At 71.9% G+C, this 25,160-nt stretch carries 23 protein-coding genes, 1 tRNA gene and 1 rRNA gene; 11 read left to right on the forward strand and 14 right to left on the reverse strand.

Annotated elements, in window-relative coordinates; all coding sequences use genetic code 11:
• The first annotated feature begins 71 nt into the window (after positions 1-71).
• Positions 72-860, forward strand: coding sequence for a peroxide stress protein YaaA (gene yaaA / locus ACXJKB_RS13945; protein WP_457189309.1), 789 nt, complete (start codon positions 72-74; stop codon positions 858-860).
• Between the two features lie 44 nt (positions 861-904).
• Here yaaA and ACXJKB_RS13950 read toward each other — a convergent pair whose 3' ends face one another.
• Genes ACXJKB_RS13950 through ACXJKB_RS13965 form a run of 4 tightly spaced genes read right to left on the reverse strand, consistent with a single transcriptional unit; the run spans position 905 to position 5,444 of the window.
• Positions 905-1,999, reverse strand: coding sequence for an FUSC family protein (locus tag ACXJKB_RS13950; RefSeq protein WP_457189311.1), 1,095 nt, complete (start codon positions 1,997-1,999; stop codon positions 905-907).
• A 14-nt stretch (positions 2,000-2,013) separates the two neighbouring features.
• On the reverse strand, positions 2,014-2,754 hold the full coding sequence (locus ACXJKB_RS13955; protein ID WP_457189313.1) for a zinc ribbon domain-containing protein: 741 nt from the start codon (positions 2,752-2,754) through the stop codon (positions 2,014-2,016).
• A 16-nt stretch (positions 2,755-2,770) separates the two neighbouring features.
• Complete coding sequence (locus ACXJKB_RS13960) at positions 2,771-3,889, reverse strand: Nif3-like dinuclear metal center hexameric protein (protein WP_457189315.1); 1,119 nt, start codon at positions 3,887-3,889, stop codon at positions 2,771-2,773.
• A gap of 22 nt (positions 3,890-3,911) precedes the next feature.
• Positions 3,912-5,444, reverse strand: coding sequence for an AMP-binding protein (locus ACXJKB_RS13965; protein WP_457189317.1), 1,533 nt, complete (start codon positions 5,442-5,444; stop codon positions 3,912-3,914).
• Between the two features lie 89 nt (positions 5,445-5,533).
• Between ACXJKB_RS13965 and ACXJKB_RS13970 the strand changes: the two genes are divergently transcribed.
• The 3 genes from ACXJKB_RS13970 to ACXJKB_RS13980 are packed head-to-tail and all read left to right on the forward strand — an operon-like array spanning position 5,534 to position 8,043.
• Entirely contained in the window at positions 5,534-5,923 is a 390-nt protein-coding gene (locus ACXJKB_RS13970; RefSeq protein ID WP_457189319.1) for a hypothetical protein, read from the forward strand.
• Positions 5,892-7,334 carry an ATP-binding protein gene (locus ACXJKB_RS13975; protein ID WP_457189321.1) on the forward strand — a complete coding sequence of 481 codons (1,443 nt, stop codon included), beginning with the start codon at positions 5,892-5,894 and terminating at the stop codon, positions 7,332-7,334. Before ACXJKB_RS13970 ends, ACXJKB_RS13975 begins: the two co-directional genes overlap by 32 nt.
• Before the next feature lie 37 nt (positions 7,335-7,371).
• Positions 7,372-8,043 carry a response regulator transcription factor gene (locus ACXJKB_RS13980; RefSeq protein WP_457189323.1) on the forward strand — a complete coding sequence of 224 codons (672 nt, stop codon included), beginning with the start codon at positions 7,372-7,374 and terminating at the stop codon, positions 8,041-8,043.
• 6 nt (positions 8,044-8,049) lie between these two features.
• On the opposite strand, the gene ACXJKB_RS13985 is transcribed toward ACXJKB_RS13980, so the two are convergent.
• From ACXJKB_RS13985 to ACXJKB_RS14010, 6 genes are all read right to left on the reverse strand, one after another.
• On the reverse strand, positions 8,050-8,949 hold the full coding sequence (locus ACXJKB_RS13985) for a serine/threonine-protein kinase (protein WP_457189325.1): 900 nt from the start codon (positions 8,947-8,949) through the stop codon (positions 8,050-8,052).
• Positions 8,950-8,984: 35 nt separating this feature from the next.
• Positions 8,985-9,380 carry a hypothetical protein gene (locus ACXJKB_RS13990; RefSeq protein ID WP_457189327.1) on the reverse strand — a complete coding sequence of 132 codons (396 nt, stop codon included), beginning with the start codon at positions 9,378-9,380 and terminating at the stop codon, positions 8,985-8,987.
• A 123-nt stretch (positions 9,381-9,503) separates the two neighbouring features.
• Positions 9,504-9,575: transfer RNA gene (locus ACXJKB_RS13995), tRNA-Val, on the reverse strand.
• Between the two features lie 212 nt (positions 9,576-9,787).
• On the reverse strand, positions 9,788-10,273 hold the full coding sequence (locus ACXJKB_RS14000; protein WP_300052001.1) for a peroxiredoxin: 486 nt from the start codon (positions 10,271-10,273) through the stop codon (positions 9,788-9,790).
• Positions 10,270-11,937: an AMP-binding protein gene (locus ACXJKB_RS14005; protein ID WP_457189329.1), complete on the reverse strand. Its 1,668-nt coding sequence runs from the start codon at positions 11,935-11,937 to the stop codon at positions 10,270-10,272. The genes ACXJKB_RS14000 and ACXJKB_RS14005 overlap by 4 nt, the downstream gene beginning before the upstream one ends.
• Positions 11,934-12,332 (reverse strand): DUF3052 domain-containing protein, encoded by a 399-nt coding sequence (locus tag ACXJKB_RS14010; RefSeq protein ID WP_457189331.1) that lies wholly within the window; start codon positions 12,330-12,332, stop codon positions 11,934-11,936. Before ACXJKB_RS14010 ends, ACXJKB_RS14005 begins: the two co-directional genes overlap by 4 nt.
• A 288-nt stretch (positions 12,333-12,620) precedes the next feature.
• On the opposite strand from ACXJKB_RS14010, the gene aceE reads away from it, so the two are divergent.
• On the forward strand, positions 12,621-15,368 hold the full coding sequence (gene aceE, locus ACXJKB_RS14015; protein WP_457189347.1) for a pyruvate dehydrogenase (acetyl-transferring), homodimeric type: 2,748 nt from the start codon (positions 12,621-12,623) through the stop codon (positions 15,366-15,368).
• 49 nt (positions 15,369-15,417) lie between these two features.
• Here aceE and ACXJKB_RS14020 read toward each other — a convergent pair whose 3' ends face one another.
• The gene (locus ACXJKB_RS14020; RefSeq protein ID WP_457189333.1) at positions 15,418-16,404 is read right to left on the reverse strand and encodes an alpha/beta fold hydrolase; all 987 of its coding nucleotides are present in this window, start codon (positions 16,402-16,404) and stop codon (positions 15,418-15,420) included.
• Between the two features lie 173 nt (positions 16,405-16,577).
• Here ACXJKB_RS14020 and ACXJKB_RS14025 point away from each other — a divergent pair, with 173 nt between their 5' ends.
• From ACXJKB_RS14025 to ACXJKB_RS14050, 6 genes are all read left to right on the forward strand, one after another.
• Positions 16,578-17,750, forward strand: a complete 1,173-nt coding sequence (locus tag ACXJKB_RS14025; RefSeq protein ID WP_457189335.1) for a PucR family transcriptional regulator — start codon at positions 16,578-16,580, stop codon at positions 17,748-17,750.
• A gap of 79 nt (positions 17,751-17,829) precedes the next feature.
• Positions 17,830-19,014, forward strand: a complete 1,185-nt coding sequence (locus ACXJKB_RS14030; protein ID WP_457189337.1) for an acyltransferase domain-containing protein — start codon at positions 17,830-17,832, stop codon at positions 19,012-19,014.
• Positions 19,014-20,027: a beta-ketoacyl-ACP synthase III gene (locus ACXJKB_RS14035; protein WP_457189339.1), complete on the forward strand. Its 1,014-nt coding sequence runs from the start codon at positions 19,014-19,016 to the stop codon at positions 20,025-20,027. Before ACXJKB_RS14030 ends, ACXJKB_RS14035 begins: the two co-directional genes overlap by 1 nt.
• Before the next feature lie 52 nt (positions 20,028-20,079).
• Positions 20,080-20,325, forward strand: a complete 246-nt coding sequence (locus ACXJKB_RS14040; protein WP_172260204.1) for an acyl carrier protein — start codon at positions 20,080-20,082, stop codon at positions 20,323-20,325.
• Between the two features lie 90 nt (positions 20,326-20,415).
• Positions 20,416-21,666, forward strand: coding sequence for a beta-ketoacyl-ACP synthase II (gene fabF, locus ACXJKB_RS14045; protein WP_457189341.1), 1,251 nt, complete (start codon positions 20,416-20,418; stop codon positions 21,664-21,666).
• 20 nt (positions 21,667-21,686) lie between these two features.
• Positions 21,687-23,117, forward strand: coding sequence for an acyl-CoA carboxylase subunit beta (locus tag ACXJKB_RS14050; protein WP_457189343.1), 1,431 nt, complete (start codon positions 21,687-21,689; stop codon positions 23,115-23,117).
• A 9-nt stretch (positions 23,118-23,126) separates the two neighbouring features.
• On the opposite strand, the gene ACXJKB_RS14055 is transcribed toward ACXJKB_RS14050, so the two are convergent.
• The 3 genes from ACXJKB_RS14055 to rrf all read right to left on the reverse strand — a co-directional run bounded on the left by ACXJKB_RS14055 (position 23,127) and on the right by rrf (position 25,063).
• On the reverse strand, positions 23,127-23,606 hold the full coding sequence (locus tag ACXJKB_RS14055; protein WP_457189349.1) for a DUF3145 domain-containing protein: 480 nt from the start codon (positions 23,604-23,606) through the stop codon (positions 23,127-23,129).
• Positions 23,607-23,805: 199 nt separating this feature from the next.
• Positions 23,806-24,852 carry a tetratricopeptide repeat protein gene (locus ACXJKB_RS14060; protein ID WP_457189345.1) on the reverse strand — a complete coding sequence of 349 codons (1,047 nt, stop codon included), beginning with the start codon at positions 24,850-24,852 and terminating at the stop codon, positions 23,806-23,808.
• Positions 24,853-24,945: 93 nt separating this feature from the next.
• A 5S ribosomal RNA gene (rrf, locus tag ACXJKB_RS14065) occupies positions 24,946-25,063 on the reverse strand.
• Positions 25,064-25,160 lie beyond the last annotated feature (97 nt).

Genomic DNA, 25,160 nt, shown 5'->3' on the forward strand with positions numbered 1-25,160 from the left:
CACGAGGTCGCGTCAGGGCGTACCGAGACCCGCGAACCCGACGAACCCGGCCGCTCCCTACGCTTGCGCCCGTGCTGATCCTGCTGCCGCCCAGCGAGGGCAAGACCGCTCCCCGTCGCGGCAAGGCCCTCGACCTCGGCTCGCTGTCCTCGCCGTCCCTGACCACCACCCGGACGACGCTGATCGAGTCGCTCGTGCGGCTGTGCGGCGACGACCAGGACAAGGCCGCCGCGGTGCTCGGCCTCGGTCCCGCCCAGCGCGACCTGGTGCAGCGCAACGCCGACCTCGAGGGCGCCCCGACCGCCCGCGCCGACGCGATCTACACCGGCGTCCTCTACGACGCCCTCGGCTTCGACACCCTCTCCCCCGCGGCCCGCCGCCGGGCGACCGCGCGGGTGGCGATCACGAGCTCGCTCTTCGGCATCGTGCGGCCCGGCGACCGGATCCCGGCCTACCGGCTCTCCGGCGACGCCACCCTTCCTGGCCTGCCCGGCACCGGTTCGGTCGCCGGCGCGTGGCGCGAGGTCCTCGGCGAGGCTGTCACCGAGGCGGTCGGCACCGGCCTGCTCGTCGACCTCCGCTCCGGGACGTACGCCGCCTTCTGGCGGCCGGACGCGTCCCTGGCCCGCCGCGTCGCGACCGTGCGCGTGCTCCACGAGTCGGCCGGCAAGCGGTCGGTCGTGAGCCACTTCAACAAGGCGACCAAGGGCCGCATCGTCCGGGCGCTGCTCGAGGACGGCGCCAACCCCCGCACGCCCAGGGCGCTCGCCGACACCCTCACCCGGCTCGGCTGGACCGTCGAGATGGGCGAGCCCACTGCCAAGGGCACCCAGCTCGACGTGGTGGTCACCGAGGTCTGAGCGCGCTGYCGAGTGGTCCAGGAGACCGTCCCGAGCAGAGGCCGCTAGCGCAGCGGGATCACGTCCGTCGCCTCGAGCGGGTCCATCCCGCACAGCGCCAGCATGTCGGCGACGATCGAGCGCACCTGCGCCAGGATCACCTCGGCGGACAGGTCGTCGCTGTGCTCGACCTGCGCCGTGGCGCGCCCGAGGGCGATGAGGTCGTCGATGACCGCCTCGGCCATCCGGTTGGCCACCAGCTCGTGGGCGACCCGGTCCGAGAGGTCCGCCAGGTCGCGCATCAGGGAGGCGTACGACGCCGGCACGGGCTCGCGGCGGTAGCAGGCCACCGCGACCCGGCGCACGACCACGCGAGTGTTGCGCAGGGCCACGTCGAGCGGCTCGACGAGCTCGGCGAGCTGGCGCTGGTGCTCGCCGTGCCGTCGCCGGAAGGGCGAGGAGCTCACGACCGACAGCCCCTCCGACGACGCCGCCCGCAGCTCGGCGATGAGCGCGTCGGTGGACCGGGCGTCGCGCAGCACGGCCAGCGCCTTGTCGACGTCGCCGTCACCGAGGCGGTCGGCGGACGAGCGCAGCAGCTCGGCGATCTTGCGCACGACCACGGCCGCCTGGTCGCGCGGCTTGCGCAGGGGCGCGCGTGGCACGACGGTCGCCGCCACGAGCGCCACCGATCCCCCGATGATCGCGTCGGTCCAACGGAGGAAGGCGTCGCCCGGGGCGGGCGCCAGCGCGGCGACCACGATCCCCTGCACGGCGGCCTGGATGACCATGATCTGCCCGGCGTCGAGCAGCAGCGCGATCGACATGCCGGCGGCCACGATCACCGCGATCTGCCACCCGCCCGAGCCGATCAGGTGGGTGGCCGCGTCGCCGAGGAAGACGCCGAGGGCCACGCCCACGGTCACCTCCGCGACCCGGCGCTGGCGCTGGCCGTAGGACATCCCGAGGGACACCACGGCCGCGATCGGCGCGAAGAACGGCAACCGGTGGTTGAAGACGTCGGCGGCCAGCCACCACGCGATGCCGGCGGCGACCGCGCACTGGCCGATCACCCAGCCCTTGGCCCGCAGCCGGGCCACGCGGGCCCGCAGCGACATGCGGCTGCGCTCGGCCACGAGCTCCGCGTCGATGAAACGCACGACGCGTCAGCTCCTCAGAGGCCGGACTCGTCGGTGCGCACCAGGATGCGCTGGCACTCCTCGCAGCGGATGACCTCGTCGGCCGGGGCGGACCTGATCCGCGACAGCTCGGAGGCGTCGAGGGTCATGTTGCAGCCACCACACTGGCGGGACCGGAGCAGCGCGGCGCCGATGCCCTTCTGCTCGCGCAGCCGCTCGTAGAGCGCCATCAGGTCGTCGGGCATGCCCTCGGTCGCCGGGCCGCGAGCGGCCGACACCTCGTCGAGCGAGCGGTCGATCTCGACGCGCTTCTCGTCGCGCGCCGCGACCAGCTCGGCCAGGCGGGCGTCGATGTCCTCGGCGCGGATGCCGAGGCCGGCGAGCAGCTGCTGCGCCTCCTCGAGCTTCTCCATCACCTCGAGCTCGGCGTCCTCGAGCGTCGAGATCCGGCGCTCGAGCGAGACGAGCTCGTGCTGCATCCGCTCGAGGTCCTTGGGGTTGGTGATCTGCCCGCTGTCCATCCGGGAGCGGTCGCGCTCACGGCGGGTCTTGACCTGCTCGACCTCGCGGTCGGCCCTGGTCTGCTCGACGGTGAGGTCGTCCACGACGATGCGCGCGTCGCGCACCTGGTCGGTCAGCTGGGTGCGCTCGGCCTCCAGCGTGCTGATCTCGGCCATCTCGGGGAGGTGGCCCCGCTGGTGCCGCAGCTGGGCGGCACGGGAGTCGAGCGCGGCGACGTCGAGGAGCGCGTGCTGGTGGGTGGGATCGGCCTTCAACGGCTCTCCTGCTGCTTCAGTGGCGGAACGTCCACGGGTCGGTGCACCGTGTGCTGACCCGGGTGTCGACCCTATCGCCCATCTCCCGACGCAGCCGAGCCTCCACCGTCGGTAGCCAGGTCCACTCGGCTGCCCAGTGCGCGACATCGACCAGGGCCGGCCCGTCGTGCTCGAGGAACTCGGCCGCGCGGTGGTGCCGGAGGTCGCTCGTGACGTAGACGTCGACGTCGCTGTGGGCGAGCTCGTCGAGCAGGAAGTCCCCCGCCCCGCCGCACACCGCGACCTTCCGCACCGGCCGCTGCGGGTCGCCGGCCACGCGTACGCCGTGGGCCGTTGCCGGCAACGCCTCCGCGACCCGCCCGGCGAGCTGCTCGAGCGTCATCTCCTCGACCGCGCCGATCCGCCCGGTGCCGGTGGCCGCCAGCCCGGGGTCGGCGAGCGGGACCACGTCGAAGGCCGGCTCCTCGTAGGGGTGGGCGGCCAGCAGCGCCCGCACCACCGCCGTACGACGACCGCGCGGCACCACCGCCTCGACCCGGGCCTCCTCGACCACCTCGAGGTCGCCGACCGCTCCGATCGCGGGCGAGGCGCCGTCGAGCGGGCGGAACCGGCCCTCGCCCGTCGCGGTCCAGGTGCACGAGTCGTAGTCCCCGAGCCGGCCCGCGCCCGCATCGGTCATGGCCGTGCGGACGGCGTCCGCCGACTCGACCGGCACGAACGCGACGATCTTGTCGAGCGGTCCGGCCGGCGCCGGCCTGATGGGCGCGAGGTCGGTGAGCCCGAGCGCCAGCGCGAGCGACTCCGAGACGCCGGAGACCGCCTGGTCGGCGTTGGTGTGGGCGGCCAGCAGCGCGCAACCGCCAGCGTTCAGGGTGTGCAGGGTGCGCCCCTTGGGCGTGTCCGCGGCGACCGAGCTGACGGGCGTGAGGAACAGCGGGTGGTGCACGACGAGGAGGTCGGCACCCCACTCGACCGCCTCGCGAGCGACCTCGACCGTCGGGTCGACGGCGAACATCACCCGCGCCACCTCGGCGGACGGGTCGCCGGCCACCAGCCCGACGGCGTCCCACGAGTCGGCCGTCCGGGGCGGGTACCAGGTGTGCAGCAGGTCGACGACGTCGGCGAGGCTGGGCATGCGCGCAGGCTAGTTGACCGGGCTAGTTGACCTGCCGCTCCTGCCCCTCCCAGTAGGGCTGGCGCAGCTTGAACTTCTGCAGCTTGCCGGTCGCCGTACGGGCCAGCTCGTCGCGGAACTCGATGGACGTCGGTGCCTTGTAGCCGGCGGCCCTGTCCTTGCACCACGCGATCAGCTCGGCCTCGTCGGCGGTCGCGCCGTCGGCCAGCACGACGAGCGCCTTGATGGTCTCGCCCCACTTGTCGCTCGGCACGCCGATGACCGCGACCTCGGCGACCGCCGGGTGCGAGAAGAGCACGTCCTCGACCTCGATCGAGGAGACGTTCTCGCCGCCGGTGATGATGACGTCCTTCTTGCGGTCGCTGATCGTGAGGTAACCGTCGTCGCCGATCACCCCGCCGTCGCCGGTGTGGAACCACCCGTCGACGAGCGCCTTCTCCGTCTCGTCGGGCCGCTCCCAGTAGCCCTCGAGGATGACGTTGGACCGCGCCAGCACCTCCCCCTCGGCATCGGTGCGCAGGCGTACGCCGATCGCGGGCGCTCCGGCGCGCACGAGCCTGGCGGCCCGCTCCTCGGCCGGCAGGTCGTCCCACTCGGCGCGGCTGCGGTTGACGGTCAGCAGCGGCGACGTCTCGGTGAGGCCGTAGATCTGCACGAACTCCCAGCCGAGCTCCTCCTCGACCCGCACGACGGTCTTCGTGGGCGGCGGTGCGCCCGCCATGATGATGCGCACGCGGTCGCGACCGGGGATCTCGCCCTCCCAGTCCTGGGCGGCCTCCAGCACCGCGGCGGCCACGGCCGGGGCCGCGCACATCACGGTCACGCCGTGCTGCTCGACCCGTCGCAGGATCTCTGCCCCGTCGACCTTGCGGAGCACCACCTGCGGCACGCCGAGGCCGGTCATCGCGAACGGCATCCCCCAGCCGTTGGCGTGGAACATCGGCAGCGTGTGGAGGTAGACGTCGCGGTCGCTCACCCCGGCGTGGAGGCCGAAGGTCACGGCGTTGGTCCAGAGGTTGCGGTGGGTCAGCTGCACGCCCTTGGGCCGCGCGGTCGTACCCGAGGTGTAGTTGATCGTGGCCGTGGCGTTCTCGTCGGGCTCCCACGGGCGCGGCTCGACCCCGGGCTCGGCGTACATCGACCCGTCCTCGCCGAGCACGAAGGTGTGCTCGACGTCGACGCCCTTCAGCGAGTCCACCAGCTCCGGGTCGACGTAGAGCACCCGCGCGCCGGAGTGGGCCACGATGTAGGCGATCTCGTCCGGCCGCAGCCGGAAGTTGATCGGCACCAGCACCCGCCCCGAGCCGCACACGCCGAAGAACGACGTCAGCAGCCGCGCCGAGTTGTGGCTGATGATCGCGACCCGGTCGCCGACCTCCAGCTCCAGCTCGTCCAGCTTCGCCGACTGCCGGCGCGCCAGGTCGTACGCCTCGGCGTAGGTCAGGGTGCCCAGCGACGCGGCGGGCTGGTCGGGCTCGTCGATGAACCCCGGGCGCTCGCCGTAGACGGCCGCGGCGCGCTCGATGAAGTCGGTGACGCTGAAGGGGACGATCATGCGCCCACTGTGGCACGCGTCCCGCTGTCTAAGAACCCTCTCATCCGCGTCTCACCCTGGCCCCACGCCGGTTGCACACCATGGCGCCCATGGGACAGGTGACGAGGGTGCTCCTCCTCCTGGCGGTCGTGGTGCCGGTGACGGCGTACGTCGCCGGGTCGCTGACGTCGCCGGGAGCACCGGCACCTGCCGACCACAGTCCCGTGATCCTGCGCGACGCCCCCACCGACCCGGCCACCACCGACCCGGCCACGACCGACCCGGCCGCTCCCCCGCCCGGCGGGACGTCGCCCGGCACTCCGCGGCCCGACCCTGACGGAACGGACGGCGGCCCCGGGCAGGACGCGCAGCGCGGCGGCGGTGACGAGGCCCGGGTCGTGACGCCGAAGCCGACACCGGTCGGAGAGGATGACGACGACGAGTGGGATGACGACGACGGGCCGGACGATGACGACACCGACGACGAGTGGGACGACTGACGGTGCCCGGCGACGCATCGCCCGCGTCTCGGTCCGCACCCGCATCACGGTCGTCATCGCGCTCCTCACGGCGGTGGCGATGACGGGCGCGGGGCTGCTGGTCTACGCGCTGGAGTCGGCGCGGATCGAGCGCCAGGTGAACGCGCAGATCAGCCAGGAGATCGCGGAGTTCCGCGCGCTCCGCATCGACCCGAACACCGGAGAGGAGTTCGACGACGTCGGCCGCGTGCTCAACGTCTTCCTCACCCGCAACGTCCCCGACGACGACGAGATGCTCGTCGGCTACGTCCGCGGCGAGACGCCTGAGCGCACGGTCAACCGCTACGGCCAGGAGGTCCTCGACGAGCCCGCCTACCAGGACGCGCTCGCCGAGCTCGACGGCGTCGGCGGCACCCGCGTCATCGAGTCGCCCACCTTCGGTGAGACCTGGGTGACGCTCGTGCCCGTCACCAACACGCAGGGCGAGGGCTCGCTGGTCATCGTCAACTTCCTGCGCGACGAGCACGAGGAGCTCGACCGCACGCTGCAGACCTACACGCTCATCGCGTTGCTCTCGCTCGGGCTGATCACCACCATCGCCGGCTTCCAGTCCGGCCGCCTCCTGGCGCCGCTGCGCACCCTCGAGACCACCGCCCGCGAGATCACGACCACCGACCTGTCACGCCGCATCCCGGAGCGCGGCAACGACGACATCACCGCGCTCACCCGCACGATCAACAGCATGCTCGAGCGGCTCGACTCGGGCTTCGCCGCGCAGCGCCAGTTCCTCGACGACGCCGGCCACGAGCTCAAGACCCCGCTCACCGTCCTGCGCGGACACCTCGAGCTGCTGGACGGCGAGGACCCGGCCGAGCTGGCCCAGACGCGCGAGCTCCTCCTCGACGAGGTCGACCGGATGTCGCGCCTCGTGCAGGACCTCATCCTGCTCGCGAAGAGCCGCCGTCCCGACTTCCTGGTGCTGGGCGAGGTGCACCTCGCCGACCTCACCCAGTCGGTCCTGGCCAAGGCCACCGCGCTCGGCGACCGCGAGTGGCAGCTCGACGGCGTCGCCCGCGGCCGCGCGGTGCTCGACGAGCAGCGGGTCACCCAGGCGCTGCTCCAGCTCGCCGACAACGCGGTCAAGCACACCGACCCCGGTTCCGTCGTGGCGGTCGGCTCGGCCCGCGAGGACGGCCTGGTGCGGCTGTGGGTCCGCGACTCGGGTGACGGGATCCCGGCCGAGGACCGCGAGGCCGTGCTCGAGCGGTTCGGCCGCAGCCACGTGCGTGCCGGGGACGACGGTTTCGGCCTCGGGCTCAGCATCGTGCGCGCGATCGCCGACGCCCACGGCGGCGACGTACGCATCACCGACGCCGAGCCCCACGGCGCGCACGTGACGATCGTCCTGCCCGACCGGGAGATCGACCGATGACCGACCTGACCGACGACCTGACGAGGACGGACACCCGATGGCCCAGATCCTGATCGTGGAGGACGAAGAGCGGATCGCCTCGTTCGTGGCCAAGGGGCTCCGCGCCGAGGGCCACCAGCCGACCGTCGCGGGCGACGGTCCGCGCGGGCTCGACGAGGCGCTGTCGGGGCGCTTCGACCTGATGGTGCTCGACATCGGGCTCCCCGGCATGGACGGGTTCGAGGTGCTCGACCAGCTGCGCTCCCAGGGGAGCCGGATGCCCGTCATCGTGCTGACCGCCCGCGACTCGGTGACCGACACGGTCACCGCCCTCGACAGCGGCGCCGACGACTACATGGCCAAGCCGTTCCGCTTCGCCGAGCTGATGGCCCGCATCCGGCTGCGCCTTCGCGCGCTGGTCCCGGCCGACGCCCAGGTGGGCGGGGACGACCTCGTGGTCGGCGGCCTGCGGCTCGACCGGCGCACCCGACGAATCGCCGGGCCGCGGGGCGAGTCCGAGCTCTCCGCACGGGAGTTCGCGCTGGCCGAGATCTTCCTGCTCAACCCGGGCCAGGTCCTGACCCGCGAGCAGCTGCTCGACCTGGTGTGGGGCTATGACTTCGACCCCGGCTCCAACGTCGTGGACGTCTACGTCGGCTACCTGCGCAAGAAGCTCGGCACCGACGCCATCGCGACCGTGCGCGGGGTGGGCTACCGGCTCAGCACCTGATCCTGCTCAGGCCCTCGGGTTGAAGGCCGTCAGCGAGCCGCGCGGCAGCCCGGCGAGCACCGGCTCGAGGGCCTCGGCCACCTCGTGGGGCAGCGGACGGTCGTCGGGGTCGCGGCGCAGGCACGCGTGGACCGTCTCCGCGACCACGGCCGGTACGTCGTCGGGCAGCGCCGCGGGGGCGTCCACGAGCTGCGGGAACCGGCGTCGTACGTCGTCCGCGTCGGGGTCGCCGTGCTCGAACGGTCGCCGGCCGGCGACCGCGTGGAAGAGCGTCGCCCCCAGGCCCCACACGTCGGAGGCGTAGGACGGCACGGGCCCACCACCCTGGTGCGCGGCACCCGGGTCGCACTGCTCGGGCGACATGTAGGCATCGGTGCCGATCGGGTGGCGGAGCCGGCGGGCGTCCTCCTCGGGGCGGGCCACCGACAGGTCGATCAGGCGCGCGGGGGCGCCCATGATGACGTTGCTGGGCTTGATGTCGAGGTGGGTCCACCCGATGTGGCGGAAGTAGTGCAGGGCCGCGGCGACGTCGATGGCGAGCGGGAGGTACTGCTGCTCCTGCAGGCGCCCGTGGCGACGGACCAGGCTGGAGAGCCGCGGGCCGTCGATGTGCTCCAGCACGACGTGCGGACGGTCGCCGTCCTGCCCGTCCCGGAGGCCGCGCACGACGACCGGGTGGTTGACCGTGGCGAGGGCGAGGACCTCCCGGCGCAGGCCGCGCCGGGAGGACTCGTCCTCGAGCTGGGAGGGACGCAGGGCCTTCACCACGACCGGCGACCAGGTCACCTCGTCGAAGCACAGCCAGGCCTCGTAGGCGGCCCCGCCACCGAGGCGGCGCAGGGCGCTCAGGCCCGGCGCGAGGAGCTCGCCCTCGTCGAGGTGCCAGCCGTCGTCGTTCCTGCCCATCTCGCCTCCCACGTCGCCTCCCTCACTGCCCCCGGTCAGCCGCGGGTGTCGTTGCGGCTGCGGTCGTTGGTGCTGTTCGCCGTCTTGTCGCGCGTCTTGTCGCCGCCGTCGCGCGTCCAGTCGCGGGTCTTGTCGCCGCGGCTCTTGTCGCGGTCGCGGCTGACGTCGGTCACTCGGCTGTTGGTGTTGTCGTTGGTGTCGCGGCTCTGGTCGGTGTACGACGGGCTGTTGGTGTTCGTGTCGTCGTCGTTGTCGTCGTCGTTGGTGTCGTCATCGTCGTCGTCGGAGACCAGGACGAGCGACGGGGTGTCGTCGTCGCGCTTGGCGGCCTCGTCCGGCGTGGCGGACACGACTGGCGTCGCCATGGCGACCAGGCCGAAGGCGGTCAGGCCGGCGACACCCAGCAGCGTGGTGGGAAGGATCTTCCTCATCGTGGTTCCTCTCGTCGGGGGCCGGTTCGGCCCGGTGTACGAGAAGAGTGCTGCGGCGGCGTGAGCCGTCCGTGAGGCGTGGATGAGAGGCCTCTCATGCGGTCCCCGGCAGGCGGGGACGGGTGCGTCGGGACGGTTTCGAACCGCCGACCGCTCGGGTGTAAACCGAGTGCTCTACCGCTGAGCTACCGACGCGCAGGGGCACACACTACGGGACCGGGCACCCGGCCCGGAAAACCGTCGGCCGGTGTCCGCCAAGCCTCTCAGGGCCGGCACGAACAGGTCCGGAAATGAGTTGAACCGCTGGCGTCTCGGGTCACCAGCGGTTCAACAAGAAGAAGATTACACCCCGCCCCAAAGGGCGGTGAGGAATCGCCGAATTGACCCGGATCGGTCTAGACCGGAGCTCACACGAGGTGCGTCTCGAGCGCCGCGTGGAGCTCGTTGAGGTGCTCGTCGAGGTCGCGGCCGTCGGGGTTCGCGTTGTGCACCGACCACCGCAGGCGGCCCTCCCGATCGATGACGTACGACGACCGGCGCGGCGCGCCCTTGACCTCGTCGAACACCTCGTAGGCCCGCGACACGGCGCCGTGCGGCCACCAGTCCGAGAGCAGCGGGAAGTTCAGCCCCTCGGCCTCCGCGAAGGTCCGCAGGGCGTAGACCGAGTCGCACGACACGGTCAGCACCTCGGTGTCGAAGGTGAGGAACTCGTCGAGCCGGTCGCGCACGCCAGACAGCTCGCCGGTGCACACCCCGGTGAACGCGAACGGGAAGAACATCAGCACGACCGCCTTGCGGCCCCGGAAGTCGCTGAGCCGGACGTCCTGGCCGAACTGGTCACGGAGCGTGAAGTCGGGTGCCTCGTCGCCGATGCACAGTCCGTTGCCCGTCACGCTGGTCCCTCGCCGTCCTTCTGGTCATCCCTGGTGTCCCACCCGGCCAGCTCCCGCTTGAGCACCTTGCCCGTGCCGTTGCGCGGCAGCTCGTCGAGGAACACGATCTCGCGCGGCACCTTGAACCTGGCCAGGTTGGCCTTCACGTGCTCGCGCAGGTCGTCCTCCGACACCTCGCCGGTGCGCACCACGAAGGCGCGCAGTCGTTGACCATAGTCCTCGTCGACAACGCCGACGGCGGCGACCTCCCCCACACCCTCGTGGGTGACCAGGCAGTCCTCGACCTCCTGCGGAAAGACGTTCTCGCCGCCGGAGACGATCATGTCGTCGTCGCGGCCCGCGACGTGCAGGCGGCCGGCCTCGTCGAACCAGCCGAGGTCCCCCGAGGACATCAGTCCCTCGACGACCTCCTTGGACCCGCCGTTGGTGTAGCCCTCGAAGAGCAGCCCGTTGCCCACGAAGATCCGGCCCGTCTCGCCACGCGGCAGCTCGTGCCCGTCGTGGCCGAGGATCTTCACGACGGTGCCGTGCGGCGGCTTGCCCGCCGACGTCGGGTCGGCCCGCAGGTCCTCGGGAGTGGCGATCGAGGCGTAGGCCACCTCGGTGGAGCCGTAGATGTTGTAGAGGTTGTCGCCGAAGCGGTCCATCCACGCCTGCGCGAGGGTGGCCGGCAGCGCCGAGCCCGACGACGCGACCACCTCGACGCGGGAGAGGTCCACCCCCTCGAGCTCACCGGGGTCGAGCGCCAGGATGCGCTGGAGCATCACCGGGATGACCACCATCGACTGGCACCGCTCGGCCTGCGTGGTCCGCAGTGCCTCGACCGGGTCGAAGGTGCGTCGCAGCACGACGGTCGAGCCGAGCAGCATCGCCAGCGCCAGGTGCGCGAAGCCCCAGGTGTGGAACAGCGGCGCTGCGATGTGGGTGCGCCACCCCGCCCGCAGCGGCATCCGCGACAGCAGCGACACGGCGGCGTCGATGCCGGCCTCCTTGCGCGGAGCCCCCTTGGGCGTGCCGGTCGTGCCGGAGGTGAGGATCACGATCCGGGCGTGCCGGGCGGGCGGCTGCAGGTCGCTCTCGTCGTACGCCGTCACCAGCCGCTCGAGGGTGTCGTGGGTCCCGGAGGCCTCGGGGTCTCCGTCGGTCCACGCCAGCACCCTCTGGTCGAGGTCGGCGCCGGCGAGCAACCCGGTGAACTCCTCGTCGTGGATCACCATGCGCGGCGCCTCGCGCTCCAGCACGTCGACGAGCTGCGGTCCCGCGAAGGCGGTGTTGAGGTAGAGGATGTCGGCGCCCAGCTTGGCGATCGCGATGGTGGCGTCGATGAAGCCGCGGTGGTTGCGGCACATCACCGCGACCGAGTCGCCCTCGCGGACGCCGCGCTCCGCGAGCGCCCTGGCAAGGGAGTTCGAGCGGCGCTGCAGCTCGCCCCAGGTGAGCTCGCCGAGCTCGTCGACCATGCCCACCTGGTGCGGCTCACGGGCAGCGAGCGTGGCGAAGCCTCCCGCGGGTCCGGTCCCCCAGCGCACGACCAGCCGGCCGATCTCGAGCAGGGTGCGTGGCCCGTGGGGCCTGATCACGCCCGCTCGTCCCAGCACGCTGACAGTGGTCGCGACCCCCGACGCCCGGGCCGCGAGCGTGGACGGGAGGTCGCGAACGGTCACGCGGGGGTCTTCGGCGCGACCAGCCGGATGGCCTGCCAGTCCTTGCTGACCGCCGCCGTCGTGGTCTGCGACAGGCCCGCGATCGGCGCCGCCTCGCTCACGTCGGACGCGTCGACCGTGCCGGGTCGGCCGACCTTGGGGGTGAGGAGCCAGATCGACCCGCCGCCGACGAGGTCGGTCAGGGCGTCGACGAGGCCGTCGACGAGGTCACCGTCGTCGGCGCGCCACCAGAGCAGGACCGCGTCGACCACGTTGCCGTAGTCGCCGTCGACCATGTCTGCGTCGATGCAGTCCTCGACCGCGACGCGGAGCTCGTCATCGGTGTCGTTGTCCCAGCCGAGTTCCTGGACGACCATGCCGGGCTTGAGCCCGAGGCGGTCCCCCGTTCCTGTCACCGGGGCAGAATCGCCCACCGTCGAGCTCACGCAGTGCCTCCTGTGTTCGGGGTGCCCGACCAGTCGAGGTCAGGCGTGGATGCGCACAGTCCACAGGAACACAGCAGGAGCCGCAACCCCGGTCCACGCCCCGTCCTCGCGCACGCCTGTCAGGGACGGCGGCCGCGGTCGCGCCGCACGGCCTGTGGGACTACCCATGGGTAGATTTCGTGGCGCCGACGGGCGTGACACGATGAGCGGGTGAGTGACGCCGAGAAGTCCGACGAGAAGTCCAGCAAGAACCCGGCCATCGCGTCGGTGATCCACGAGGGTCTTCCCACCCAGCTGCCCGACATCGACCCGGACGAGACGCAGGAGTGGCTCGCGTCGTTCGACGCGATGCTCGACGACCGCGGCCGCGACCGCGCCCGCTACCTCATGCTGCGCCTCCTCGAGCGCGCGCGCGAGAAGCAGGTCGGCGTCCCGGCCCTGCGCTCGACCGACTACCTCAACACGATCCCGCCGGAGCGCGAGCCGTGGTTCCCGGGTGACGAGGAGGTCGAGCGCCGGATCCGCGCGTTCATCCGCTGGAACGCCGCCGTCATGGTCTCGTCGGCCAACCGCAAGGGCCTCGAGGTCGGCGGTCACATCGCCACCTACCAGTCCTCGGCGAGCCTCTACGAGGTCGGCTTCAACCACTTCTTCCGCGGCAAGGACCACGAGGGCGGTGGCGACCAGATCTACATCCAGGGCCACGGCTCCCCGGGTGTCTATGCCCGCGCGTTCCTCGAGGGTCGCCTCAGCGAGGAGCAGCTCTACCGCTTCCGCCAGGAGGTCCAGCACGGCAAGGGCGCCGGCCTGCCGTCGTACCCCCACCCGCGCCTGATGCCCGACTTCTGGGAGTTCCCGACCGTCTCGATGGGCCTGACGGCCATCGGCTCGATCTACCAGGCCCGCTTCAACCGCTACCTCGACAACCGCGGCATCAAGGACACCCAGCAGCAGCGCGTGTGGGCCTTCATGGGCGACGGCGAGATGGCCGAGCCCGAGTCGCTGGGCGCGATCCGCGTCGCCGCGCGCGAGGAGCTCGACAACCTGACCTGGGTCATCAACTGCAACCTGCAGCAGCTCGACGGTCCGGTCACCGGCAACGGCAAGATCATCCAGGAGCTCGAGGCCAACTTCCGGGGTGCCGGCTGGAACGTCATCAAGGTCGTCTGGGGCCGCGAGTGGGACGCCCTGCTGGCGCGCGACGTCGACGGCGTCCTGGTCAACCGGATGAACTCCACGCCCGACGGCGCCTTCCAGACCTACTCGACCGAGGACGGGGCCTACGTCCGCGAGCACTTCTTCGGCGGCGACCCGCGCCTGCGCAAGATGGTCGAGCACATGTCCGACACCCAGATCGAGAAGCTCCCCCGCGGCGGTCACGACTACCGCAAGGTCTTCGCCGCGTTCGACGCCGCGTCCAAGCACACCGGTCAGCCGACGGTGATCCTGGCCCACACCATCAAGGGCTGGACGATCGACGCCCTCGAGGGCAAGAACGCCACCCACCAGATGAAGAAGCTGACCCTCCCGGACCTCAAGAAGTTCCGCGACCGGCTCTACCTGCCGATCAGCGACCGCGACCTCGAGGAGTCCTACGAGAAGACCGGCGGCGCGCCGTTCTTCCACCCGGGCGCCGACGCCCCGGAGATCGAGTACATGCTCGAGCGCCGCCAGGCTCTCGGCGGCTCGATCCCCCGCCGCGTGAACCGCGCCACCGCCCTCAAGCTGCCCGGCGACGAGCTCTACGCCGAGCTCAAGCAGGGCTCGGGCAAGAACAAGTTCGCCACCACGATGGCCGTCGTCCGGCTGCTGCGCGACTGGATGAAGGACCCGGAGATCGGTGACCGCCTGGTCCCGATCGCCCCCGACGAGTACCGCACGTTCGGCATGGACTCGATGTTCCCGAGCGCGAAGGTCTACAACCCGGGCGGCCAGCAGTACGAGTCGGTCGACCGCAAGATGCTGCTGTCCTACAAGGAGTCCGCGCAGGGCCAGATGCTCCACGAGGGCATCTCCGAGGCGGGCGCGATGGCGTCGGCCACGGCCGCCGGGTCGGCGTACTCCACGCACGGCGAGCACATGATCCCGTTCTACATCTTCTACTCGATGTTCGGCTTCCAGCGCACGGGTGACTCGATCTGGGCGATGGCCGACCAGCTGGCCCGCGGCTTCCTCATCGGGGCCACGGCCGGTCGCACCACGCTGACGGGCGAGGGCCTCCAGCACGCGGACGGACACTCGCCGCTGCTGGCTGCGACCAACCCGGCGATCGTCCACTACGACCCGGCGTTCTCCTACGAGATCAGCCACATCATGCAGAACGGCCTCGAGCGGATGTACGGCACCGGCGGGCCTGACGGCACCGGCGAGGACGTCATCTTCTACATCACCGTCTACAACGAGCCGGTCTCCATGCCGGCCGAGCCCTCCGACGTCGACGTCGACGGGATCCTGCGGGGCATCCACAAGGTCGCCACCGCCCAGGGCGAGGGCCCGAAGGTCCAGCTGATGGCGTCCGGCGTGGGCTTCCCGTGGGCCGAGGAGGCCGCCCGCCTGCTCGCCGACGACTGGGGCGTCCAGGCCGACCTGTGGTCGGTCACCTCGTGGAACGAGCTCGCCCGCGACGGTGCCGCCGCCGAGCAGTGGAACCTGCTCAACCCGGGCGAGGAGCGTCGCACGGCCTACGTCAGCGACAAGCTCGCAGGCGCCCAGGGGCCGGTCGTCGCGGTGTCCGACTACATGCGGGCCGTCCCGCTGCAGATCGCCCGCTGGGTCCCGGCCGACTACCGCGTGCTCGGTGCCGACGGGTTCGGCTTCGCCGACACCCGCCCGGCCGCCCGCCGGTTCTTCCACATCGACGCGGTCAGCGTCGTCGTCCAGGCCCTCCAGGCCCTGGCCGACGCCGGCGACTTCCCGGTGGAGAAGGTCGTCGAGGCCGCGCAGCGCTACAAGATCGACGACCCGACTGCGACCAAGGACATCAAGCAGGAGGGCGGAGACGCCTGAGCACCCGCATCACCTGACACGTCGCCGAGCCCGCCTGAGGATGTCTTCCTCAGGCGGGCTTCGCGCGTCGTACGTCGGCCAGCGGTGAGACCGGCGACCCGCCGGCCCGGGCCTCGGCCGGCGGACGCGACGCCCCCTCCTCCAGGAGGTCGCGCCAGCGCTCGCGGTCGTAGTGGGCGGGCTCGGTGGTGCGGATGAAGTCGCGCACGATCTTCGCGAAGCGCTCGGGGTGGTCGCGGTGCGGGAAGTGGCCGGCGTTGGGGATGATCTCGACGCGGGCGGTCGGCGCGAGGGCGCTGGCGTTGCTCGCGTGGCTGACCGGGATGACGAGGTCGTCGGCCCCCCAGATCACGCACATCGGCATGGCCTCGGTGAGGTACGCCCGGTCGGCCATCGTCACGATCTGGCCCTTCCAGTCCACGACCGCGCGGACCACGTGGCGGATCGCGGCACGCGCGCTCGGGTCCTTGAACGAGTCGTAGATGGCGGCGACCTCGCCGAGGTCGCGCAGCTGGCTGATCCCGGTGCGGGCGAGAACCCGCATGGTCGTCGTGGCGACGTGGCGAAGGCCCGGCGCGGCGAGCACCCCCATCACCTGCTGGAACCCGGGCGTGGTGATGACGCGGATCGCGGGGTTGACCTCGGGACCGAGACCCCCGGAGCCGACGAGCACGAGGCGCTCGGTCCGCTCGGGGTACTGGTAGCCGAACTGCATCGCCACTCCCCCGCCGAAGCTGTGCCCGACCACCGTCGCGGTGTCGATGCCCAGCACGGTCAGCAGGTCACGCATGCCGTTGGCGTAGCCGCCCACGCTGTAGTCGGCGCGCGGCTTGTCGGACGACCCGTGCCCGAGCAGGTCAGGCGCGATGACGGTGTGCGTCCGGGAGAGCGAGTCGATGACCGGCCCCCAGGTCGTGTGGTCGCAGCCGAGTCCGTGGAGCAGGAGGACGACAGGCCCCGAGCCGGCGCGGACGTAGGCGCGTCGGTGCCCGTGCACGGTCACGTGCTCGACCTGCGGGCTGTTGCGACGGGTCACTCGACCATCCACCTCGATCTCAGGGTGCTGACTGTCCGGGATTCAACCAGACGGTGCGGCCCGGTACCCCGCACGCCTCGCTCCGATGCCACATCGTGACGCGCGGGCCCGCGACGCGCCGTCCGCTCTTCGTGGGAATCCCACTACGTGACGCACCCCACTACAGTCGTCCCGTGACCCCGTCCCGTCGTCGCGCAGCCGAGGCCCTGCGCAACTCCACGGGTGCGTTGAGCACCGCCGCCACGGGCCGGATGTCGACGGACCTGCCGTGGTTCGACGACCTGAGCGCCCAGGACCGCTCGTGGGTCGGCCTGATCGTGCAGGCCGGCATCCGCGGGTTCGTGGACTGGTACGACCACGAGGTCGAGGCGTCGGCCCACGACCCGCTCGACGTCGTCGTGTTCGGCGCCGCGCCGCGCGAGCTCACCGGCGTCATCTCGCTCCAGCAGACGGTCGAGCTGGTGCGGCTGAGCATCCGGGTCGTCGAGACGACGATCGACGCGCTCCTCGACCCGGAGGACGCCAGCGAGGTGCACGACGCGGTGCTGCTCTACGCGCGCGAGGTCGCCTTCGCCACTGCCGCCGTCTACGCCCGCGCCGCCGAGTCCCGCGGCGCGTGGGACGCCCGGCTCGAGGCACTGGTCGTCGACTCGGTCGTCCGGGCGGAGGCCGACGAGAGCGTGCTGTCGCGCGCGAGCGCGCTGGGCTGGGGGGCGCACGGCGACGTGGCCGTGGTGCTGGGCGCCACGCCTCTCCACCGGGCCGAGCTCGACGTCTTCGAGTCCGTACGCCGCTCGGCTCGCGCCGGCGGGATGGACGCGCTGTGCGCCACGCAGGGCGACCGGCTCGTCGTCGTGCTGGGCGGCGTGACCGACCCGCTCCCGGCCGCGACCCGGCTGCTGGACCACTTCGGTGACGGGCCCGTCGTGGTCGGACCCGTCACCGCCGACCTGGCCCACGCCAACGCGTCCGCCCGCGCCGCCCTGTCGGCCCACCGGGCAGCCAGTGGCTGGCCCGACGCCCCGCGCCCGGTCGCGAGCCGCGACCTGCTGCCCGAGCGGGCGCTCGCCGGCGACGGCCACGCGCGGCGCCACCTCGTGGACGAGGTCTACCTCCCGCTGGTGGCGGCCCGCGGCACCCTGTTGGAGACATTGTCGGCGTGGTTCGAGCACGGCTCGTCGATCGAGGCGACGGCTCGCGCGCTCTTCGTGCACCCCAACACGGTGCGCTACCGGCTGCGCCAGATCTCCGACGCCACGGGCTGGTCGCCGACCCGCCCGCGCGAGGCGTTCGCCCTGCAGCTGGCGCTGATCCTAGGGCGTCAGTCGGGTCGAACGGAACTGTAGGAACCCTACAAAGATCTGGGGGTCAGATTCGTCGGCGTCGGACCCGCGCCGACCGGTCACCACCCGGCACAGTGGACGTGTGCTCGTCATCGTCGCCCCCGGTCAAGGGGCCCAGACCCCCGGTTTCCTCACGCCATGGCTGGAGGACCCGACCTTCGCCGCGCGGTTCGACTGGCTGGCCACGGTTGCCGGCATCGACCTCGCCCACTACGGCACCCAGGCAGACGCCGACACGATCCGCGACACCAAGATCGCCCAGCCGCTGCTGGTCGCGACCGGGCTGATCGCGGCGCTCGACCTCTTCCCGCACCCCGCCGACGCGTTCGCGCGCATCGGCGCGGTCGCCGGCCACAGCGTGGGCGAGCTGACCGCCGCGGCGGGCGCCCGGGTGATCACCGCCGAGCAGGCGATGGTGCTGGTGCGCGAGCGCGGCAACGCGATGGCCGACGCGGCCGCCACCACCGCCACCGGGATGACCGCCGTCCTCGGCGGCGACCGCGACGAGGTGCTCGCGGTCATCGAGCGCCACGGCCTCACCGCCGCCAACGACAACGGCCCCGGCCAGGTCGTCGCAGCCGGTACGACGGAGCAGCTCGCGGCCTTCGCCGAGGACCCGCCCGCCAAGGCGCGCCTGATGCCGCTCAGCGTCGCCGGCGCGTTCCACACCGTCCACATGGCACCCGCGGTCGACCGCCTCGCCTCGCTGGCCCGGTCGGTCTCCACCCACGACCCGCGCACGCCGGTGATCTCCAACCGTGACGGCCAGGTCGTCCACGACGGCCGCGACGTGCTGCGCCGCATGGTCGGGCAGATCTCCAACCCGGTCCGTTGGGACCTCTGCCTCGAGACCATGAGCGACCTCGGCGTCACCGGCATCCTGGAGATGCCGCCCGCCGGCACGCTCACCGGCATCGCGAAGCGCGCGCTGAAGGGCGTCGAGACCTTTGCGCTGAAGACGCCCGACCAGCTCGACGACGCACGCGCGTTCTGCGACAAGCACGGCGAGGCGTCGATGATCGAGACCACGCCGACGTGGCGGATGGTCGTCTCGCCCGCCAAGGGCACGTTCCACCTGTCCTCCGAGGCCGTCGAGCGCGACGTGCTGGAGCCCGGTGCCGTGATCGGCGCGGTGGCCAGCCTGCGCGACCGCATCGACATCACGGCGCCGCACGGCGGCTCCGTCGTCGAGTGGCTCGTCGAGGACGGCGATCTCGTCTCCCCCGGCCAGCCCCTCCTGCGGCTCCACCCGGAGGGGACCCACTGATGGCCGCCATCGCCGGCGGCACGGGCGCCCCTCACGCACGCATCATGGGCGTCGGGGCCTACCGCCCGACCCGCCTCGTCCCCAACTCCGAGGTCGTCGACGCCATCGACTCCAGCGACGAGTGGATCCAGCAGCGCTCCGGGATCAAGACGCGCCGCTGGGCCGGTCCCGAGGAGTCCGTGCAGATGATGTCCGTCGAGGCCTCGCGGATCGCGATCGAGCGGTCCGGGCTCGACGTCGGCCAGATCGACTGCGTGGTCGTGGCCACCGTGAGCCACCTGCTCCAGACGCCCGCCGTCGCCACGGCTGTCGCGCACGAGCTCGGCACCGACGGCGCGGCCGCCTTCGACATCTCCGCGGCCTGCTCCGGGTTCTGCCACGGCATCGCCCTGGCCTCCGACATCGTCCGCGCCGGCAGCGCCCGCTACGTCCTCGTGATCGGGGTGGAGCGGCTCACCGACATCCTCGACCTCACCGACCGTGGCACGGCCTTCATCTTCGCCGACGGGGCCGGAGCGGCCGTCGTCGGACCGAGCGACACCCCGGGCATCGGACCGGTCGTGTGGGGCTCCGACGGCGAGCAGTTCGACCTCATCCGCCAGCGCGAGGACTGGCGCGACGTCGTCGGCACCGACACCCAGCCGGGCTCCGGCGTGATGCCGCACCTGACCATGCAGGGCAACCCGGTCTTCCGCTGGGCCTCCTTCGCGATGGCCAAGATCGGCCAGCAGGCGCTCGACACGGCCGGGGTCTCGCTCGACGAGCTCGACGTCTTCGTGCCCCACCAGGCCAACATGCGCATCATCGACGCCATGGCGCGATCGATGAAGCTGCCCGCCTCGGTGAAGATCGCCCGCGACGTCGCCGACCAGGGCAACTCCTCCGCCGCGTCGGTGCCGCTCGCGCTCGACCGGATGATGGCCGAGGGCGAGGCGAAGTCCGGTGACACCGCCCTGCTCATCGCGTTCGGCGCCGGGCTGTCCTACGCCGCCCAGGTCGTCACCGTCCCCTGACCCGCACCACCCACAGACCAGCCCAAGCAGCACCAGAAGAAGGGAAGGCCCCATGGCCAGCACCGAAGAAATCCGCGCCGACCTCGCCGAGATCGTCAACGAGGTGGCCGGCGTCGACGCCGACGACGTCCAGCTGGACAAGTCCTTCGTGGACGACCTCGACGTCGACTCGCTCTCCATGGTCGAGGTCGTCGTGGCCGCCGAGGAGAAGTTCGGCGTGACCATCCCCGACGACGAGGTCAAGAACCTCAAGACCGTGGGCGACGCCGTCGCCTACATCGAGCGCGCCCAGGGCTGACGCTCTCCCCCGCGTCACGGGTGGCCGGCGTCCAGCCCCGGCCCCCGTGACCCAGGAACCTCATCCCCAGCGAGAACGGAACCACATCAGATGCCCTCGACCCGCGTAGTCGTCACCGGCCTCGGCACCACCTCCCCCGTCGGCGGGGACGTCGCCTCCACGTGGCAGGCGATGCTGTCCGGCACCTCCGGCGTCCGGCGCCTCACCGACGAGTGGGTCGACCAGCTCCCGGTGAAGATCGGTGGCCGCGTGGCGGTCGAGCCGTCCGAGGTCCTCGAGCGGGTCAAGGCGCGCCGTCTCGACCGGTCGAGCCAGTTCGCCATGGTCGCCGCCGAGCAGGCGTGGGCCGACGCGGGCCTGGAGGACTCCGGTCTCGAGCCCGAGCGGCTCGGCGTGGCACTCGCCTCCGGCATCGGCGGCGTCACCACGCTCCTCGACAACTACGACATCCTCCTCGAGAAGGGCGCGCGCCGGGTCTCCCCGCTCGCCGTCCCCATGCTCATGCCCAACGCCCCGGCGGCCAACGTCAGCCTCAAGTACGGCGCCCGCGCGGCGGTCCACGCCCCCACCTCGGCCTGCGCGTCGGGCAACGAGGCCATCGCCATGGCGATCGACCTGATCCGCCTCGGCCGCGCCGACGTCGTCATGGCCGGCGGCACCGAGGCCGCGATCCACCCGCTCCCGATGGCAGCGTTCGCCAACATGATGGCGCTGTCCAAGACCGGCAGCGAGGAGGGTGGCGACCCGACCACCGTCTCCCGCCCCTGGGACACCGACCGCGACGGCTTCGTCCTCGGCGAGGGCGGCGCCGTGCTCATCCTCGAGTCCGAGGAGCACGCCCGCGCCCGCGGCGCGAAGATCTACGCCGAGGTGCGTGGCGCCGGCATCAGCAACGACGCCCACGACATCGCGCAGCCAGACCCCGCGGGTCGCGGCGGCACCCGCGCGATCAAGATGGCGCTGCGCGAGGGCGACGTCGACCCCGCCACCGTCGTCCACGTCAATGCCCACGCGACCTCGACGCCCAAGGGCGACATCGCCGAGGGCCTGATGCTCCACGCCGTCCTCGGCGAGCACGTCGACCGCTGCGTGGTCACGAGCACCAAGTCGATGACCGGCCACCTGCTCGGTGGCGCCGGCGCCCTCGAGGCCGTGGCCACCGTCATGGCGCTCCACGACCGCGTCAGCCCGCCGACGATCAACCTCGACAACAAGGACCCCGAGGTCGACCTCGACATCCCGACGTCGAAGCGCGACCTGCCCGAGGGCGACATCGTCGCGCTCAACAACTCCTTCGGCTTCGGCGGCGCCAACGTCGCGGTCGCCTTCGGCAGCGTCTGAGAACCGGAAGAGGACTCCCCGTGACGACGACGGCCACGAAGCCCGCCAAGCTGCCCCGCGACCAGGACCCGCGCAACCCGGTCCACCGGCTCACGGCGCTGCTCGACGAGGGCACCCTCGAGCTGATCACCGCCGACGACGACTCGGGGATGCTCGCCGCCGTCGGACGGGTCGACGGCACGTCCGTCGTCGCCTTCTGCAGCGACGCCACGGTGATGGGCGGCGCCATGGGCGACGTCGGCTGCCGCGTCGTGGTGGACGCCTACCACCGCGCCCTCACCGACGGGGTGCCGATCATCGGCCTCTGGCACTCCGGTGGCGCCCGGCTCGCGGAGGGCGTGCTGTCCCTCCACGCCGTGGGCCGCATCTTCCAGGTGATGACCCAGGCCTCCGGGGTCATCCCCCAGATCTCCGTCGTGCTCGGCCCCGCCGCCGGCGGCGCCGCCTACGGCCCGGCGCTCACCGACGTGGTGATCCTCGGCCCCGAAGGACGCATCTTCGTCACCGGCCCCGACGTCGTCCGCTCCGTCACGGGCGAGGACGTCGACATGCTCCGCCTCGGCGGCCCCGAGCCGCACGGCCGCCGGTCGGGCGTCGTGCACATCCTCACCGAGTCCGAGCGCGAGGCGCTCGACCGGGCCCGCACGGTGGCCTCCCTCCTCGGCGCGCAGGGCAGCCTCGCGGCCGAGTCCGTCGAGGACCGCGACCTCGGCGCCCTCCTGCCGGAGTCCAGGAAGCGCGCCTACGACGTGCACCCGCTCGTCGACGGCCTGCTCGATGAGGGCACCATGCAGGAGCTGCACGCCCGCTGGGCCCCCAACATCGTCACCGCACTCGGCCGCTTCGGCGGCCGCACCGTCGGCGTCGTGGCCAACAACCCGCTGCGCCTCGGCGGCTGCCTCGACTCGCTCTCAGCCGAGAAGGCGTCCCGCTTCGTGCGCATGTGCGACGCCTTCGGGGTGCCGCTGATCGTGCTCGTCGACGTGCCCGGCTACCTCCCCGGCGTCGGCCAGGAGTGGGACGGTGTCGTACGTCGTGGCGCCAAGCTGCTCCACGCCTTCGGTGAGTGCGTCGTCCCGCGCGTCACGCTCGTGACCCGCAAGACCTACGGCGGCGCCTACATCGCGATGAACGCCCGCTCCCTGGGTGCCACCCGCGTCTTCGCGTGGCCGGGCGCCGAGGTGGCCGTCATGGGCGCCGTCGCGGCCATCCGGATCCTGCACCGACGCAAGCTGGCGGAGGTCTCCCCCGAGATCCGCCCGCAGGTCGAGACCGAGCTCGCCGCCGAGCACGAGCGGATCGCCGGCGGCGTCGACAAGGCCGTGGAGATCGGGGTCGTCGACGAGGTCGTCGAGCCCACCCGCACGCGCAGCGCGATCGCGCTCGCCATGCGGCACGAGATCGACACGGCCGGCGTACGCCGCGGCCGTCACGGCAACATCCCCCTCTGAGGGGCGTCCTCAGACCACCTGGTGCAGCCAGCGCACCGGAGCACCCTCGCCGGCGTGCCGGAAGGTCTCGAGCTCGTCGTCCCACGGCTTGCCGAGCAGGTTGTCGATCTCGAGCAGCAGCGTGGTGTCACCGAGGGCGGCCTTCACCACCGCGGCCTTCAGCCGGTCCTCGGGGATCAGGATGTCGCCGTGCGGCCCGGTGATGGCGTGGAAGATCCCGAGGTCGGGCGTGCACGAGAAGCGCGTGCCCTCGGTGGAGCTCGTCGGCTCCTCGGTGATCTCGAAGCGCAGGTGGTTCCAACCACGCAGGGCAGAGGCCACCGCCGCTGCGGTGCCACCTGAGCCGGTCCAGGACAGCTCGGCACGGTAGGACCCCGGCTGGGCAGGCTGCGGCGTCCAGTCGAGCGAGACGGCGACTCCGAGGATCCCGCCCACGGCCCACTCGATGTGCGGGCAGAGTGCAGAGGGAGCAGAGTGCACGTAAAGAATGCCCCTCGTGGCCGGACCGTCCGGACGGGAAGCAATGCGTGTGGTCACTGTGACCTCCTTGAGTTCCGACGCTCCAGATGCGCCTTCCCCAGCGTTCTGTCGTCAGTGCTCAAAGAGTTGAGTGACACGTATGTGATTAGTGGCCCCATTGTGACCCATGTGGCGCCCGAGCGCCAGCAGTCACGCCGATGAGGAGGGGTCAGGACTGGCGGCGCTCGAGGATCTCTGCGCGCTCGGCGGAGTCGGTGAGCTCGTCGGAGTCGATCGCGTGCGTGCGGTGGAACCACGCCAGCGCGTCCGACTCACGGCCGGCCGCCTCGAGCGTGTCGGCGTAGGCGTAGCGCAACCGCACCACCCAGGCAGCACGGCTCTTCGACGTCAGCGGCGCGAGCTCGAGGGTGCGCAGGGCAGCGTCGAGCTGGCCCATGTCGCGCCGGGCGCCCGCCTCCACCAGCGTCATCTCGGCCTTCGCCTCGGTGCTGAAGTTGGCGACGGACGGGGTCTTGGCCAGCTTGATCGCCTGCTCGGGATTGCCGAGTGCTCGGTGACAGTCGGCCATGATCGGGAGGTAGTCCGTCGCACCGTTCATCCGCTTCGCGGCACGCAGCTCGGCCAGCGCCTCGGCGTAGTGGCCGGCGGCGTAGGCCGTCTCCCCCACCGCCTCGCGGACGACCGCGATGCGGGAGGCACGCGCACGGGCGGCCAGGGCGTGACGGTAGGCGAGCTCGGGGTCCTCGTCGATGAAGGCTCCGGCGGCAGCCAGGTGCCTGGCGACGCGGGCTGCGAGTTTCTCGGGCAGGCCCTTCAGCTGGGCACGGACCCCCCGGTCGAGCTCGATGCCGGTGATGTTCTCGGGCAGGTCCGGCCCGTCGTACGCCGCCTGGTCAGCCGTGCGGGCTTCCTTCTCCTGGGCACGATCCCGGGGCCCGCGCTGCTGGGCGCCGGCAGGACGCTTGCCGCCCGTCGGCTTGCCGCCTGACGGGCCACGGCCGCCGGACTTGCCACGGGTGTCCCCGGATCGGCTCGCGCCGCGGGAGTCACCACGAGAATCGCCACGGGAGTCGCTGCGGGATCCGCCTCGGGAATCACCGCGCGAGCCGCCTCGCGAGTCGCCCTGCGACCCGCCGCGGGACGACGAGCTGCCGCGGCCACCGCCGGACGAGCCACCTCGTCCGCCGCCGGACCCACCTCGTGACGGTCCCTGTCCTCGACGGTCCTCGGCCACAGCCGCACTTCCCTTCTCCACGCCTCGACACCCCGTACGGGGGCAACGCTACTCATACCGCGCCAGAAATGGCGCAGGGGCCACCAGATCACTGGTGGCCCCTGCCAAATGTTTGTCCGGCGGCGTCCTACTCTCCCACAACCTCTCGGTTGCAGTACCATCGGCGCTGAAAGGCTTAACTTCCGGGTTCGGTATGGGACCGGGTGTTTCCCGTTTCGCTATGGCCGCCGTAACTCTTTCAACCTCATCAAACCCCCGGGGCATGTCGCCCTGGGATGGGTTTGTTGGTTGGGAACTGCTTAGTGGACGCGAACAAGAGTGTGTGTCTG

It is taken from the genome of Nocardioides sp. P5_E3 (assembly GCF_054049275.1).